General features: G+C 46.1%; 13 protein-coding genes. 7 read left to right on the forward strand and 6 right to left on the reverse strand.

Going from position 1 to position 15,549, the window contains the following annotated elements; genetic code table 11:
- The first annotated feature begins 7 nt into the window (after positions 1–7).
- Positions 8–1,231: a GNAT family N-acetyltransferase gene (locus BLS69_RS01485; RefSeq protein WP_091028086.1), complete on the forward strand. Its 1,224-nt coding sequence runs from the start codon at positions 8–10 to the stop codon at positions 1,229–1,231.
- A gap of 126 nt (positions 1,232–1,357) precedes the next feature.
- On the opposite strand, the gene BLS69_RS01490 is transcribed toward BLS69_RS01485, so the two are convergent.
- The gene (locus tag BLS69_RS01490) at positions 1,358–1,723 is read right to left on the reverse strand and encodes a VOC family protein (protein ID WP_091028088.1); all 366 of its coding nucleotides are present in this window, start codon (positions 1,721–1,723) and stop codon (positions 1,358–1,360) included.
- 164 nt (positions 1,724–1,887) lie between these two features.
- Entirely contained in the window at positions 1,888–3,540 is a 1,653-nt protein-coding gene (locus tag BLS69_RS01495) for an alkaline phosphatase (RefSeq protein WP_256332202.1), read from the reverse strand.
- A 725-nt stretch (positions 3,541–4,265) separates the two neighbouring features.
- On the opposite strand from BLS69_RS01495, the gene BLS69_RS01500 reads away from it, so the two are divergent.
- Both BLS69_RS01500 and BLS69_RS01505 read left to right on the forward strand, forming a co-directional pair.
- A complete protein-coding gene (locus BLS69_RS01500) occupies positions 4,266–6,509 on the forward strand; it encodes a carboxylesterase/lipase family protein (protein WP_091028091.1) in 2,244 nt (747 codons plus the stop codon).
- Between the two features lie 145 nt (positions 6,510–6,654).
- Positions 6,655–6,867, forward strand: coding sequence for a hypothetical protein (locus BLS69_RS01505; protein WP_091028094.1), 213 nt, complete (start codon positions 6,655–6,657; stop codon positions 6,865–6,867).
- A gap of 134 nt (positions 6,868–7,001) precedes the next feature.
- On the opposite strand, the gene BLS69_RS01510 is transcribed toward BLS69_RS01505, so the two are convergent.
- On the reverse strand, positions 7,002–8,588 hold the full coding sequence (locus BLS69_RS01510; RefSeq protein WP_091028096.1) for a choice-of-anchor I domain-containing protein: 1,587 nt from the start codon (positions 8,586–8,588) through the stop codon (positions 7,002–7,004).
- Between the two features lie 229 nt (positions 8,589–8,817).
- On the reverse strand, positions 8,818–9,600 hold the full coding sequence (locus tag BLS69_RS01515) for an SDR family NAD(P)-dependent oxidoreductase (protein ID WP_091028098.1): 783 nt from the start codon (positions 9,598–9,600) through the stop codon (positions 8,818–8,820).
- A gap of 148 nt (positions 9,601–9,748) precedes the next feature.
- Here BLS69_RS01515 and BLS69_RS01520 point away from each other — a divergent pair, with 148 nt between their 5' ends.
- The 4 genes from BLS69_RS01520 (at position 9,749) to BLS69_RS01535 (ending at position 13,881) form a co-directional block, all read left to right on the forward strand.
- Positions 9,749–10,642: a LysR family transcriptional regulator gene (locus BLS69_RS01520; RefSeq protein WP_091028101.1), complete on the forward strand. Its 894-nt coding sequence runs from the start codon at positions 9,749–9,751 to the stop codon at positions 10,640–10,642.
- Positions 10,643–10,768: 126 nt separating this feature from the next.
- Positions 10,769–11,728, forward strand: a complete 960-nt coding sequence (locus BLS69_RS01525) for a helix-turn-helix transcriptional regulator (RefSeq protein WP_091028105.1) — start codon at positions 10,769–10,771, stop codon at positions 11,726–11,728.
- Between the two features lie 315 nt (positions 11,729–12,043).
- The gene (locus BLS69_RS01530) at positions 12,044–13,246 is read left to right on the forward strand and encodes an MFS transporter (protein ID WP_091028108.1); all 1,203 of its coding nucleotides are present in this window, start codon (positions 12,044–12,046) and stop codon (positions 13,244–13,246) included.
- A 191-nt stretch (positions 13,247–13,437) separates the two neighbouring features.
- Entirely contained in the window at positions 13,438–13,881 is a 444-nt protein-coding gene (locus BLS69_RS01535; protein WP_091028110.1) for an Hsp20/alpha crystallin family protein, read from the forward strand.
- A 139-nt stretch (positions 13,882–14,020) separates the two neighbouring features.
- Here BLS69_RS01535 and BLS69_RS01540 read toward each other — a convergent pair whose 3' ends face one another.
- Positions 14,021–14,578: a DUF1697 domain-containing protein gene (locus tag BLS69_RS01540; RefSeq protein ID WP_091028112.1), complete on the reverse strand. Its 558-nt coding sequence runs from the start codon at positions 14,576–14,578 to the stop codon at positions 14,021–14,023.
- Between the two features lie 34 nt (positions 14,579–14,612).
- Positions 14,613–15,263, reverse strand: a complete 651-nt coding sequence (locus BLS69_RS01545) for a hypothetical protein (RefSeq protein WP_091028114.1) — start codon at positions 15,261–15,263, stop codon at positions 14,613–14,615.
- Positions 15,264–15,549: the final 286 nt, after the last annotated feature.

Raw genomic sequence — 15,549 nt, forward strand, 5'->3', positions numbered from 1 at the left:
TAAAAGGTTGAAGAATAAAGGAATGAAAGATAATTTGGACTGTGATGACCGTACATATGAGGTTAGGAATGATAATTGCGCTGCACGCGTAGGTTTTTATGATCAGCATTCGTTCAAAGACATGGACTGGCCCGATACAGAGGACGGCAGATATGCCAGAGCTTATCTGGAACCTATGATGCTGGACGGGACCCAAAGCTTTATGTCCAACGTGGAAACGACATTGTTGCTCGCCCGGATTGATGATCTCGTTATTCCGCTGACGGTGAATGATACAGAGTATGATAATGCTTACGTTTGTTCGCCATATACGCATTATGTGAGTTACGCCAAGCAGGAATTGAGCATGTTGCAGAAGCCTGTGTTGGAAAAAGGTCTTTCTGTGCTGCTCAGTCTAATAGGTTGGGGAATGAAGCAATCGCAGATCAACAAAGTTGTGCATGTGAACAACTGGTTGTTGTCCACCAATCTGTATCCAGCCATGTCCGGTGAACAGGCAGAATGTTTGCTTGCAGCGGTACAAGAGCGATACCCTGAGCATGTCATTGTGTTTCGCTCCTTGTGTCCGGGACTTCATCCCGATCTGACAACGAGGCTAACGGAAGTGGGGTGTAGACTAATTCCGAGCCGACAAATCTACCTGTACCAAGCGCATGATCCGAATTTTGGCAACTCGAAGTCACGCTGGCTGTTGAAGCGGGATTTCGAGTTATTGGCCAAGCACGACTACGAATTCGTTTCCGAGTCAGATATGACGGATGCAGATATTCCGCGAATCGTTGAGCTGTACAAGCTGTTATACCTTGAAAAATACTCCTATCACAATCCGCAATTTACCGAGCGGTTCATTGCTGCTGCGATGGCATCAGGAACACTCAGACTCTATGGATTGCAAAAGGAGGGGCGCCTGAACGCGGTGATGGGTTATTTCTGCCGAAATGGAATCATGACAACGCCGCTGTTTGGTTACGACACAGCGGTGCCCCAATCCGTCGGACTATACCGCATGTTATCCGCTTGTCTGATCGCACAGGCTCGCGAGAACGGCCATCTGTTACATGAGAGCGCCGGGGCGGCGCAGTTTAAGCGCAATCGCGGTGCTGTGGCGGATTTTGAGTATTCGGCTGTGTATGAGCGCCACCTTCCATGGGGCAGACGCTGGTGCTGGCTGCTGCTTGATCGATTGTTGAATCGGATAGGTGTGCCGCTGATGCGCCGCATGAAGCTGTAAACAAACATAATAACGTTTTTGCGCTGCCCGATGCAGGTGTGAGCTTGCAACTGGTTTGACTGCACACATACACACCCCACCGGTCATCCTGATATGTACACTTAGTGCTTAGTTACACTCGCCTAATTAGACATGCTCTGCGAGTTGTACCTCGAAGCCATCGGGATCTGTAATGTAAATAAAGCGCAGATGCGGATTGGGCTGGATGGGGCCACGTACAATCGGAATATTCAGTTCTGTCAGTCGTTCCATGGCTTCATCCAGCGAGTTCACCTCATAACCGATCGACACGCCGGCCTCTGGTTTAAGAATGGATTCACTGCCCTCAATCAGTTCCAGTTTGGTTTCATTCTCCATGCCCAGCATGGCAATCTGCCGTCCACGGCTTTCGAATCTGCGCTGAATTGGAAGTCCAAGCATGTCGTGGTAGAACCCGAGTGAAGCTTCCAAATTACTGACCCTCAGCGTGATCCAGTTTAATTTGATCAACATGGGTGAATCTCTCCTTTTTCTTGCATGATATGTGTTTTTGTTACGTTCATTATACGATAGGTGTCAGAAGGAGCCTACTCTTTATCAGTAAACAATAAAATAGCTGCCGAAATATTCGGCAGCCAGATGGTGTAATCTCCTGTAGTTCCAGTAGTTCTAACGAATTATTGAATCAGATCAATGGCCGTTTGTGGTACAAATGCTTCGACACCGTTATAAACAATGACACCCTCCAAAGTTGTCTTTTTGCCGTTCACTAGTGCAATATTTTTGTAGATTTGCAGTTCCAGCTTGGTAGTGCCTTTTGTTACGAGGATCTTCGGATTTTTAGCGTCAGTCAGGTCCAGTTTGTACGTCGCGCCTTTGGCTGTAAATGCCTGTTTGGCAGGTACAAACAATTGTTTGCTCACGCTGTCGAGATCCAGATCCAGTACTCGTGCCATATATTTGGCGACATCCGTGTTGTCGATTACACCGAATGGACGGTCATTGTTCGGAGCATACGTGTACAGCACGACATCTCCACCTGTATGACCACCGGTTGTCCAGCCAATCCCTGCGCGTTTGCTGATCATTGGACCGATTGCATAGTTAAGACTGCCTGGCTCGGCCGATTTAATGGTCGCAATCTCTTCGGAAGTCAGATCGGTAATACCATAATATTGTTTCATCACTGCTTTGATGTTTGTGCGCTTCGCATTCAGCTTCGCTTCAACGCCCTCGCCTGTCAGTTTGGCCTTTTTCAAAGGTCCGATAAATGTGGACAACGGCTCTTTGTCATAAGTGCCGGAAGTTGCGTTGTTACCAATGGTGAGTCCACCATTACCGTGGTCCGTAACAGCCACAACGGCAGTCTCTCCATCTGCTTTGGCAAAATCCATGGCTACTTTTACCGCATCATCAAAAGCCAGCACGTCACTGATAATACCAATCGGATCATTGGCGTGAGCTGCCCAATCCACTTTACTGCCTTCAACCATCAGGAAGAAGCCATCTTTGTCTTTGGACAGAACTTCAATGGCTTTGGATGTCATCTCGGCAAGGCTTGGCTGCTTCGCAGGATCACGGTCCATATTATAAGCCATGCCTGCGGGTGCAAACATACCCCACAGTTTGTTCGAATCGGATGCTTTCATTGCAGCTGGTGTAGTGACGTAATCGTAACCCAGGGCTTTGATGGACGAAATCAGATTCTCGCCGTCTTTACGTCCGGCTGGCTCAAGATATTTGCTACCTCCACCCAACACAACATCCATGCCATTGTAGACTTGTTGCTTGCTGAGTGCATCATAGTTTTTGCGGTCCGGATAGTGAGAGGAGAAGTCCGCTGGTGTGGCGTGCATAATCTCGGATGTAGCGATAATGCCAGTTGCTTTACCCGCCAGTTTGGAAGCTTCCAGTACGGAAGCGATCGGTTTTCTTTCGTCTCCAGGCGCAATAGCCTTTTGTCCAGGCATGGTAGCCTTGTCCGGCAGTACACCAACAAATCCGGTATGAGATTTATAACCTGTAGCAAAAGCGGTTCCGGCAGGGGCCGAGTCGGCAATCGGCGCATCGGCGGAGTGAGTCCGAACCATGCCGCTTGCCATGGAGTCCAGTGTCAGGGACGAGCCCTTATACCAACGAGCCAGAGCGGTAGCATCGTTAGCCATACCGTCAGGAATCAGAATAATCACATTTTTAATCGGTGATGCAGATGTCGTTGAGGTGGTGTCTTCCACAGCCCACGCTGCACTGCTACCTCCGAGTGTAGCCGTAACAATTGTTGTCACCGCGAGCATCATTTTGGCTGCACGGACATTAAACCGGTTTAACATGAATGCATCCTCCTAGAATATATGTATAGTTTGGTATCTCAAACCAATTGTATACAACAATTGCTAAACTACCGTATGAAATGGGTTAACTATATGTAAAATTTACGATTAGTGAAGGATGCTGGAATTCAGGTGAACTGAACAAAATGAAGAGTCGACGAATTAAGAGACAGTATTATAGATCATCATGTTGTATGTTGAGTTTAAACCCGCATGAGAATGCAGTTTTTTATGTTGCCCTGTCAGAAGTCCTATGAAGACGATTAGAAAAAGATATTGCGAACGCTTACATTATGTGCTAACATCACCATAACAACAGGATTGTAACCGTGTTTAGGGCAATACCTGTGTCAGTTCATTCGTTGGTTCTTTGTTCATCAAACGATTGATTGCGTTTACATTTTCATATGGAATGAACCTCATTCCTCAGGGTTGTTACTGATTGCAGGCAAAACCTGAATTGAGGGCAGTAGACCACGCTAAAGCGATGTCTGTTTGCCTTCGGTTCAGGTTTTTTTATATAAAAAAATGCCTGATGGCATGACCGCAAGCGCCGTAGCAGATATTTCGAACAGAAAGGAGCGAGCGTAAGAGACCATTTTTCCTAAATAGAGATATAGACTCATCCAGACATTGGAATACTGATTCTTAGATACGCATCTCTAATGGACATTCCAATGAACTTATCCCATCACACACTATTCGACAGCGAGGAGATTTATGACATGAAAACCATTAAACGTTCGATTGCTGTAGCAACAATTCTGGGGTTATGTATATCCGGTTTACCGGCATATGCAGCAGGCAATACAGGACCTACTTCTTCAGCAGCGATGGACAAGCTGATCCAATCCGAGCTTATTCGCGGCAGCGGTCAAGGGGTTAATGCAGCTTATCTGAACAAAAAGGCTACACGTATTCAGGCCGCAGTACTTTACTTGCGTTTGTCCGGATTGGAGAAAGAAGCACTCGCTTATCAGGGATCGGAAACGTATGACGATGCGGCTCAGGCAGGCAAAGTATTACAACCGGTCGTTGGTTACTTGAAGCAGCATCCGTATGTGTCTGAGATCGTAACAGGAACGGAGAAGTTTGAACCTAATGCACCACTTACAGCGGAAGGTTATGCCGAAATGCTGCTGAAGGTGCTTGGATATGAAGCGGGTTCGGATTATGAGCAGGGAGCGGCTTCCACCTATGCGGCTGGGAAAGGAATCAAGGCACTTCAAGGGAAGGGCGCGAGTCAACTTACCAATCGCCTGATGGCAGAGGCAACCGCACAGGCTTTGCAGATACAACTCAAGAATGGCAGTGGAACTTTGGAGCAGAACTGGTTAAAACATAAAGAAGCTGGGGCGTTCAAACCTCAAACGGTGCAACAGACCAAGTATGGCACAATTGATGGCAAAACCTATGAGCAATATGGCACGCTGGGTTGGCTCGGTGTTCCATACGCGGCACCTCCAGTAGGGGAACTGCGCTGGAAAGCCCCGCAAGAACCGGAATCATGGACAGGAACGAGATCGGCTAAGGAATTTGCAGCGAACAGCTTGCAGATCTCCGGTAAAAATACAGTAGGTAGCGAGGATTCTTTGTATCTCAATATCTGGCGTCCCGACACAACCAGCTCGAAACTTCCGGTTATGGTGTTCCTGCACGGCGGTGGGAATATGACCGGATCAGGCAAAGATTTTCAGGGTGAACAGCTTGCACGGAGCACCAACAGCATCATTATCTCGGTGAACTACCGTTTGGGAGCTCTCGGATTCTTCGAGAATGCAGCGCTGAAAACAGGCAATGCCCTGGATGACTCAGGTAACTACGGTCTGCTTGACGCATTCCGTGCACTGGAGTGGGTACAGGATAATATCGAAGGTTTTGGCGGAGATACAGGCAATGTTACATTAGCCGGACAATCTGCTGGTGCACGTGATGTGCTGGCAACTCTGATCTCTCCACTTAGCAAAGGACTGTATCAAAAAGCAGTTGCTTTCAGCGGAGGTTTGACGACAGCATCACCGGAAGAAGGCGAGCAAAAATCCGAGGATGTACTTGTGAAGCTACTCGTGCAAGAGGGGAAAGCGGCTAATGCAGAAGAAGCAAAAGTATGGATTGGCAAGCAATCTCAGGCACAGCTGGAGAGCTACCTGCGTGCACTGCCTGCGGACAAGTTGGTCACAGCTTTTGGTGCAACCGCAATCCGTATGGACCCATTCCCTCATCTGTTCCGTGACGGCACAGTGATTCCAAAAGAAGGGTTTGACGCGATCAATAGCGGCAATTATACGAAAGTTCCTGTATTGCTCGGCAGCTTGGAAACGGAGTTCTCTGGCTTTGCCTTCGGTGATCCGAACTTCGCTCCATCCATCGCAGATGAGACTCTGTTTACCGATAAAACCAAGGCGGAACAATATGCTGCTGCGTTGAAATACGGTAGCGAAGCTTATGCAGGCTTTAATGCAGAGCGGGTAGCGGAACAATTGACAAGTGAAGCAGGTCAGCCGCCGGTATATGCGTATCGTTTTGCATGGGGCACACAACCTGGGGTCATCTCTGAGCGTTTGCTCACATTACTGGGCGCACCACATGGTGCGGATATGGACTTTTATACAGGACACGCAGACGGAATTGCTGCCTACTTCCCTGAGGGGTACTTTAGCGATACAAACAAACCAGGACGTGATCAGTTATCCGCCGCGATGGCAGCATACCTGAAGCAGTTCCTGTACACAGGCAATCCAGGTACGGGTGGATCACCTGATCTCTCGGCATGGACACCTTGGACGAAAGATGCCCAAGCCCCAATCATGCGTCTGGATGCAAGTAATACAACGGCAGAGATTGGCATGTCCACACAATATAATCAAGGCAAAGACGCCGTTATGACAAAGATGAAAAAAGAATTGCCTGAAGAAACGTATAAACTGCTGACGGAAAAAGTGTTCGCAGGTCGTTTTTTCTGGGAATAAGGATCACCGGATAGGAAGGTATATATAGATAAATTGAAAGTCAAGGGAGCATGCTCTCTTGGCTTTTTATACTGTTCGTTATGCTTAAATATGGTATTGTTGTAAATATAAATTAATAGAATGTAGGGAAGGGGAAGCGTACATTATGGATGGAGCTAGTAATTTTGGTATTGCTGGGATTATAACGCTATTAATTTTCTTTATTATGATTGGTCTTGTATTATATCTGGTTTTCTATCTTGTGATGAAGAGGTCTGGCGTCAAAGAGGAAGTATCCGCATTAAGGATGGAAGTACAAGTGTTACAAGAGGAAGTAGAGCGGAACAGGCGGGAATTGGAAAATATGAAGCGTCGATAACCTTTGCAGCATTATATGTGGGTACGTGGAATAGCGCGTACAACAGTATGAGAGGACAGGGGCTCTACGCCCCTTCCTGCTCAATATAACGTGACACCGTTCAGTTCAGCCTGTGCATACCAAGGGCACTCAATCTATTTCTTGGCAAAAAAACTAAGTGTTCCGGTGCTTTCATCTGCACTCACAAACAGGCTGCGTCCATTTACCCGGTGAATTCCTTCCGGTGATTCTCCGGCTGTAGGAATCAGACCCACGTAGTCCGGATTGACCGGATCAGCAAGATCAAAGAACAAAATGGCATCTGCCCTTTCGGAAGCTACGGCTGCATACGTAGTGCCGTCTACATTAGCAACGGTCAGGTTCTCGACTTCGCTGCCTTTGTTGGGACTGCGATCATCGGGATACAAGCCGACCATAGCGGTTGCCTCGTCAATGAGATTCTGGCTATCGTACATCCGCTGGCCTTGCAGATCCCAGACAGCAATATTACGTCCGCCTGCTTTTACACCATCCTCAAATTCATTCTTGCCCAAATCCCCTTCGTTAGCTGTCAGCAGGTATTTACCATCTGCCGAGAAAGCAATCCCATCCGGTTCATAACGAGCTGTCAATGTCTCTTTAAACTGAACGATACCATCATCTTTCAGATCCGCTTGATGTGAAGTGGTACCCAAAGCGAAGATTGAGCTGATTTTTTTTGTCTCCAGATCTACAATGGCAACGACATTGTTTTCCTGTAGCGTGATGGCTGCTGTTTTACTATCTGGACTAATCGCAACATACTCTGGTTGTGGATCATGCGGATAGATGGCGCCTTCTACATTGTCCAGAGATACTGGCAAGTTGGTGATTTCACCCTCAAGTACGTTCCCGCCAGCAAAAGATACAACCATAATGCTACCCGGACGTTTGGTGTTAGCATAGTCAATTTCATCGGCAGCTTTATTCAGCTCCTCATCCTCTATCGCGATCACCGCATGCAGACCATCAGGTGACAGTGCAATCGAGTCAGGACCAATGCCCAGTTCATACGTTTTGACGGTTTTGTAGGTTGTCAGATCCACAATGGCAAGCAATCCTTTGTTTGCTTCACTGTCTGTATCCCCTGTACGAATAACAGCAAGACCGTATTTGCCATCTTTGGACACGGTTACGCTTGTGACTTCAGCTTTGGCGGAGAGGTCCTGGAAGCTGACTGTCGTTAATACGTTGATGTTTTTCAAGTCAGCAATGTCCAGCACGGAAATGCTGCCATTGTCCGCTTCGGTTACGAGCAGGCGCTGTCCATCTGGCGTAGAAGCTGATATTTCTGCTTTGCCACCAGGCAACTGAAACGATGAGGTCTGTTCAAAACCGGTTTTATTTTGTTTCAGGATCAATTGATCCGTAATTAATTTTAGTGTTTGTGAAGATACATACGTTGTACCTTTGGTGATGTAGCTTTTACTGTCCAAAGGAGCTTTCACACCGTTGATGGTGGCTGAAGACGTTCCTATTGGAAGTTGTACTTTAGTATCTGCGATCTGGATATCAACACTGCGACTGCTTCCGTTCCATGTGACTGTACCCTGCATATTTTGGATGGCTGTACGCAGTACGATATGATCGTTGGCAGGTTTAGTTACGTCAGCGGCATGAATCATGGATGTGTAGCTGGTTGCTCCTGCGGTAAGAATGGCAGTCATCGACAGAACAGCAAGCCATTGATTTCTCTTTTTCAATGTTCCAGATCCCCTTTATCGTTTCGTGTGTAATGAGTTGTGCAATTGTTTTAGTATAGGGAGCTTATGTTAAGGAAAGGTAAGAGAAGTCTGCAATTTGTGTAAAATATGATGTTTTCCAGATATGAATGCAAACAAAAAGCCTATTGGCAGAATGATATCTGTCCAATAGGCTTTTACTTTACGTTAGTGTGGGGCAGAGCCCAGGAGATCTATACCTTTTGCTGGGTTAGAACCAGCGACTCAAGTCAGGATAACCGGTAGTCGCCCAAGCGCCATCCACGATCAGACTGGAACCCGATACATAACCCGCATCCTCACTCGCGAGGAACAAGGCAGGTCCTGTCATTTCCTCCGGCTGTGCAGCCCGTTTCATAGGAATGCGCTCCATATAAGCTTCTTTAATATCTGCATTGGAGAGCAGTTCCGCAGTTAAAGGTGTATCGATCAGGCCCGGAAGAATGGCATTCACGCGAATACCGTTGCGAGCCATTTCAAGCGCTCCGTTCTTGGTAAGCATTTCGACGCCAGCTTTGGCAGAAGCATAGGCCGATCCGGCATACATAGGTACCTGGGAGTTGAGAGAAGCTACGTTCACAATGGCTCCGCCACCATGTTTGGACATCTCAATCGCTTCGTGTTTCATGCTCAGGAAGACCCCCTTCATACATAGGTCCACGGTAAAGTCCCAGTCCTTCTCGGAGAGTTCAGTGATTACGCCTGCCCGGGATGCACCAGCCACATTAAAGGCCAGATCCAGCTTTCCGAACTGTTTAACCGAGGCTTGAACCATGTCCTCCACATCTGCTTCAACGGTCACATTGGCTTTAACTCCGACAAAACGTTCCCCAAGTTCGCCCTGAATGGCTTCCAAACGTTCCGTATTCAGGTCTGCGGCAAGTACAGAAGCCCCTTCTTGGACAAGTCGTCTGGCAATGGCGTAACCGATACCGGATGCACCGCCTGTAACAATCGCTACTTTACCTGCAAAACGGTTCTCAAACGTATTCATATGTAACACTCCTTTGTCTAATGAGATAACATGATTTCGCTTACATTTATCTTCCGTTCAAAGTATACTTAATTTTATGATTCATGTATATTTAACAAAAATGTAGTTAACTTAAATAAAATTAATGATAGAAGGATAGAGGTTGTCTATGAATTTGGAGCAAATGCAATATGTACTTGAAGTGGAAAAAACAAAATCGATTACGCTGGCTGCTTCGGCCCTGTCGGTAACACAATCCACCATCAGTCAGGCTATAACACGTCTGGAGAATGAGCTTGGCATGCCATTATTCAGTCGTTCCCGTAATGGTGCGTTTATGCTGGAGCAGGCCAAGCCAATTTTGGATAAAATGAAATCCGTCGTGGACATGGTACAAACGATCAGAGAGGATGCCCAATATATTGGGGAGTCCATCCGTGGAGAACTGCGATTGTCAGCCATACCCGGCGGTGTACCCGGTATTATACCTACGATCGCGAGTATGAAGAAGCGATATCCTGATTTGAAATTTGAACTTTCCGAGAGTGCTGCACGCAATATTATCAGAGATGTCCGTAACAAACAGGTGGATCTCGGCCTGATTGCCCTCTACCAAGACGATATGGAGCAGCACTTGGCAGGACTACACTTTGTACCGATTGATGAGGGCGTCATGCGTGCGTGCGTGAATCTTACGAACCGGTTGGCGGGTCAAAAATCAATCTCCTTGCACGAGCTGAAGAATGAGACGCTTGTGTTATTTAATGATGAGCTGGTGGATGATTTCATAGGTGAACTTTCACAAAGGGTGGGAGAAGTGGATGTACTTTTTCGAACCAACAATTCTGAAGTGGTCAATGCTGCGCTTGCTCAATTAAATGCTGTGACGATTGGGCATGAATACTCCTTCACACATGACAGAAGTGTACTGCATTATGACTTTACTACCCTTGAGATTGAGGGCATACAACGTGTTATTTCAATTGGCTGGGTCATGAGGGAGAGCAAATCCTCCAACCATATTATTCGACGTTTTCTGGATCGGTTTCAGTATAAAGGGTAACGATCTTGTCATGGGTCTGTTCGAACGGGAGAAAATACGCTAGAATTATAATTGAGAATCATTATCAATTAATTCAGGCTATCTTTACTGACGAGTCTGATCAAGTTATAGGCGAGGTGATTACCCATGCGCACGGATGATGCATTAGGCGTAGTATATCAGCATTACCTGACCCAGGAACCTTACAGTCAGCAAGATGAACACACGTATCTGCTCTCTCCCAAGGCGGGTAGCGGTAAGGTCAAAAGAGTGACAACATACAGTGGCATTGAGATTTTATATTCCCAGGTTGAATATCATCAGCCTTATCCAACGTATTTTGCATCCGAAACGCCCATTGTGGAATTGCAATTTGCCTTGTCAGGAGAGCGACATGTGGATATATCCGGTCAGGATTATTCATTATCGATAGGGCAAGGGGCCCTTATTTTTATGCATGATTTCGAAGCGTGGTTTCATCCTCCGGCAAGGGAGTTGTATATGTCCTTTTCGCTGGGGATTCCTGTTTCTCTGTTCAATTATGCGGCGGCGCAACTGGGCGGTTTCAAGTCGATTGCGTTTAATCAGGTGTTAGGGCGAAAAGTGTTCAAGCCGATTGTATTTCAATTGGATAACCGGATACGAACGATGATTGACAGTCTGATTGTAGAATTAAACAACAGTTATCGATCCTCCTTAATGATGGAAGCGACAGCCTTGGAAATCTTGAATCAATTTATGTTCCAACTGTTTGATCTGGCGCCAATCCCCGCGGGATTCTCCAGAGAGGACATCCGGAAGTTACATAGGGCACGGGAGATTATGGAGGCCTGTATGGTAGATCCTCCATCCTTGCTAGCATTGTCCAGACAAGTGGGTCTTAACGATTTTAAATTAAAAAAAGGATTCAAGGCGCTATTCGGAAGCACGGTCTTTGAATATTTGCGTCAGGTTCGTCTCGACAACGCCATGAAGTTGCTGCGCAATCAGAATAATAACGTCACCGAGGCCGCCATTGCGGTCGGTTACAGCAATGTCAGTGCCTTTTCGCAGCAATTTTATCGCAAATTCGGCGTGAAGCCTTCCGAGATGAAAAAGATTTATTAAATAAGATGAACAGAAACATTACACGAGAACGAAGAGTGCAGAACCAGTCTGGAGAAGCGGAGCGTTCGCCTTTATCAACGGATTTTTCTCATCATAGAAGGGGATCACAGAAAGTCGGTGATAACAGCGATCGGAAGATGGTACTGTAATCGTAGTGGTCTGGTGTAAAGTTTTAAGGGTTCATCTTTTTAAAAATAAGATTAATAAATCCGGCTTGCCGTGAATTGTTCCGTATAGAGGCAGTGGGGATTCTCTCAGCCTTGTATACTCCAGGTACAGTGGATACTGTACTGAAATATAGAGGAGTGTATGAGCATGAACCGAATCAGAGGAAGTATTTTTTTTAGCGTATTTGCAGCCATGCTGGGTCTGATGCTGATTGCACCCATCATGCCACCGCTTATTCGCGAGTTGGGCATGAAAGAAAGCCATTCCGGTCTTATTATCTCGCTTGGGTCCATTATGATGGCTGTTATGGCTCCGGTATGGGGCAGATGGAGTGATATAAGAGGAAGAAAACCAATCATATTGATTGGATTCATAGGCATGTCTGTGAGCTGTGCATTATTTGCACTGGCATTGTACGGGGGATTAAATGCATGGATCGGAGGGGGGCTCCTGTTAACCCTTCTGATTGTGACGCGCAGTCTGATCGGTATGTTTATTCCGGCTGTACTTTCTTCTGCCCAGGCCTATATGGGTGATGTGACAGAAGGGGAAGAGCGGGGAAGCGGGATGGCGATTATCAGCGCTGCGAATGGACTTGGCCTTGTATTTGGACCTGCGATTGCAGGAGCTTTTACCCTTATCGGTCTGCTCTGGCCGCTTTATTTTGGCATTTTTATAGCGATCGCTGCTTTTATTATCGCCCTGTCGTTAATCCCGGCAGCCAAACCGGTCATTCAGGCAAAACCGCCTAAAGTCAACCCGTTCAAACGTGGGTTACGAATGTACCTTGCTGCCGGCTTGGTTACGATGATGGGCATCATGACATTGCAGGTTGTCGGAGGATTTTATTTTCAGGATCAACTGGCTCTATCCCCAGCGGCGACGGCCCGAATGGTTTCGTTTGGACTCATGTTCTCTGGAGCAGCGATGTTGATCATGCAGGTCATTCAGATGAAGTGGTTGAAATGGCAGCCACGCCCAATGATTTTGCTCGGGTCCCTTTTCCTGATCGCAAGCATGATTCTGTTTTTGGTCTTCCATGTGTTATCCATGTATTATTTCTCATTCTTCCTGTTTGGTATGGGTTCGGGTCTGATGATGCCGGGGTTCATGGCAGGTGCTTCGCTGGCAGTTAGCAAAGAACAGCAGGGGGGTGCAGCGGGATTGGTAGCAGCGATTCAGGGGATATCCGCCGTCATTACGCCTTTACTTACAACGACACTCTATCAAGTGGACAAACATGTCCCATTTATGCTCGTAGCTGTTCTGGTTGTCTTGTTGGCAATCATGATGCTGGGAATGCGGAAGAATCAATCCAATACTGTAGCGGACGCTATTCATTCGTTATAGTCAGACAAAGTCAGAAGGTCAAAAAAGGTCAAAATAAAAGAAAAAAGGATCTATTTTAAAATAGTGAACCATGATGAAAGAAAATCGGTTTTTTTCGTCTTTTACGGACTTTGAGCCTTATTTGCAAGGGTATTATAATAATCAATGTAAGCAACACCAATAAACCAACCACACAAAAGGAGCTGATTTTCATGTTTGATCTGATTCCGTTTCGTAAACGAAATGAAGACCCGTTCGGACACATGTTGAAATCCTTCAATGACATGGTTGAGAACTCATTCCTCTCCCCTTTTGGAACTGGCTCCCAGCCATTTCGCACTGACATTCGTGAGGAAGAAGACAAATACTGGGTAGAAGCCGAGCTTCCGGGCATTGCCAAAGAGAATATAGACATTCAGGTTGAAGGTAAAGAATTGATCATTCGTGCCAAACGCCATGACATGGTTGAACAGAAGGATGACTCCAATCGGATCATTCGGCAGGAGCGTCGTTCAGGTGAATTTATCCGGCGTTTCTATGTGGATCATATTGATGAGGAGAACATTAAGGCCAGATTGGAAGATGGTGTGCTGAAGCTTGAAATTCCGAGACGTCCTGGGGATGATCAATCTCGCAGACGAATTCAGATTAACTAATATACAGAGAAAAGATTTGTTCCCTAAGCTGGCAAAAAGCATGCAGGAGATATCCATAAGGATGTTTTCTGCATGCTTTATTTTTCATATGAATTGGACGAGATGAGACATAACTGAATATCCATTTTGTTGGTCCAATTTATTTGTCTGCTGCTGCCTGCATTAATGCATAGATCTTACGTGTGGTATTCACATTTCTAACCGTCATATAAGCATAGATTTTGGAACCCACAAGCTTGTTCATGCCACTTTTGGATGCATCTTCTCTGCTGACTGAATACAAAATGGCTCCAGGAACATAGATTAGTGTGCCGATTTCCGGTTTGATAGGCAGTTGGTCCAGCGCGGAGGGCTCATTGACCTCATCCCAGAGGAACATCACATCACTTTTGGCTGTGTCATCATTAACCCATTCTTCTGGCAGCGCCTGAATAACGCTATGGATTTCATCCATATTCCGCACCATTACCCTGATCTGTAAGCCAAAATCGGCGGCGATGGCCTGCTCTAACACATGGGATATCTCCACATTTGCATTGGCACGTTCCTGATGATCGGCAAAAATAATATTGCCAGAGTTGATGTAGGTAACAACATCCAGCATGCCTGCTTGTTCAAACGTTTCTTTCAGCTGCTTCATATTGATTTTATTGTTCCCGCCTACATTAATGCCTCGTAGCAAAGCCACATAGATCATATGGGCGCCCCTCCAATTCCTTCAATTTACCGTTTTAACATAATGACAGATATTCGAAAAGATGTGCAGTATACTCATCTCCCAACAGATCTTGCAATAAAGGTTCCACATGCTCCAGATACTCGGGCTTGGTTTCATAGGTTTCTTCATCTTTTACTTCTCCGGCATAGGTGCGCGCCGCCTCAATCAGGATGGCTAGTGCACTGAAAAAGTCTGACAGCGAATCAGCAACACGGTTTGGTTCTCCACCTGTAAAAGCGGCATATACGGGAGAGTTTGGTGCTTCCACATCTACAATTAACGGATCATCGTTAAAGTTTGCGATGACGACGTGATTTTTTGGCCAAGTGGAGGACTCCTCATAAGGTTCATTCATGCCAACCCAGCGGAACCCCAGTTGCTGACGAAGCAGATGTTCAGGTGCGACAAAGGAAATAAGTGCGGCATCACCGATTTCGACGGCGGCATTTTTCATTTTGAGTGTACCTTCCGCATCCGCATCCATCATTTCATAATGACTGTACAGATACTGAAGTTCTGGAGAAAGAGGTATTCGTGTATCCACTTCCGGCTGGTGATGTTGTTCGCGTGGACGCAGATCATGATTTTTGAAAAGTCCATAAGCTTCATTATATAAATCCTGCTGTTCCACAAAACGGCTCAAGGCCGCATCCAGTTGTTGCATGATGTCTGAGTCCTCCTAATAACATTGATATAATAACAGGCCGATTCGTTTGATTCTTGGCTATAAGCATTATACTATATCAAAGATAAATTCAAAAAAACATTTGAATACGTTTACATTCATGAGAGGACATGATATACTTTCACTCAAATAAGGATTGTTACTGCTTCGGGCAGGCAAAACCTGAACATCACTATGCGTGGACTTTGTTCCATTCATAATGTTGTTCGGGTTTTTTTGCATTCTACGGTCCATATTAAGGATAGAAAAACAGAGGACGTACTTA

The sequence above is a fragment of the Paenibacillus sp. CF095 genome (assembly GCF_900101225.1).
Lineage (GTDB): Bacteria > Bacillota > Bacilli > Paenibacillales > Paenibacillaceae > Paenibacillus.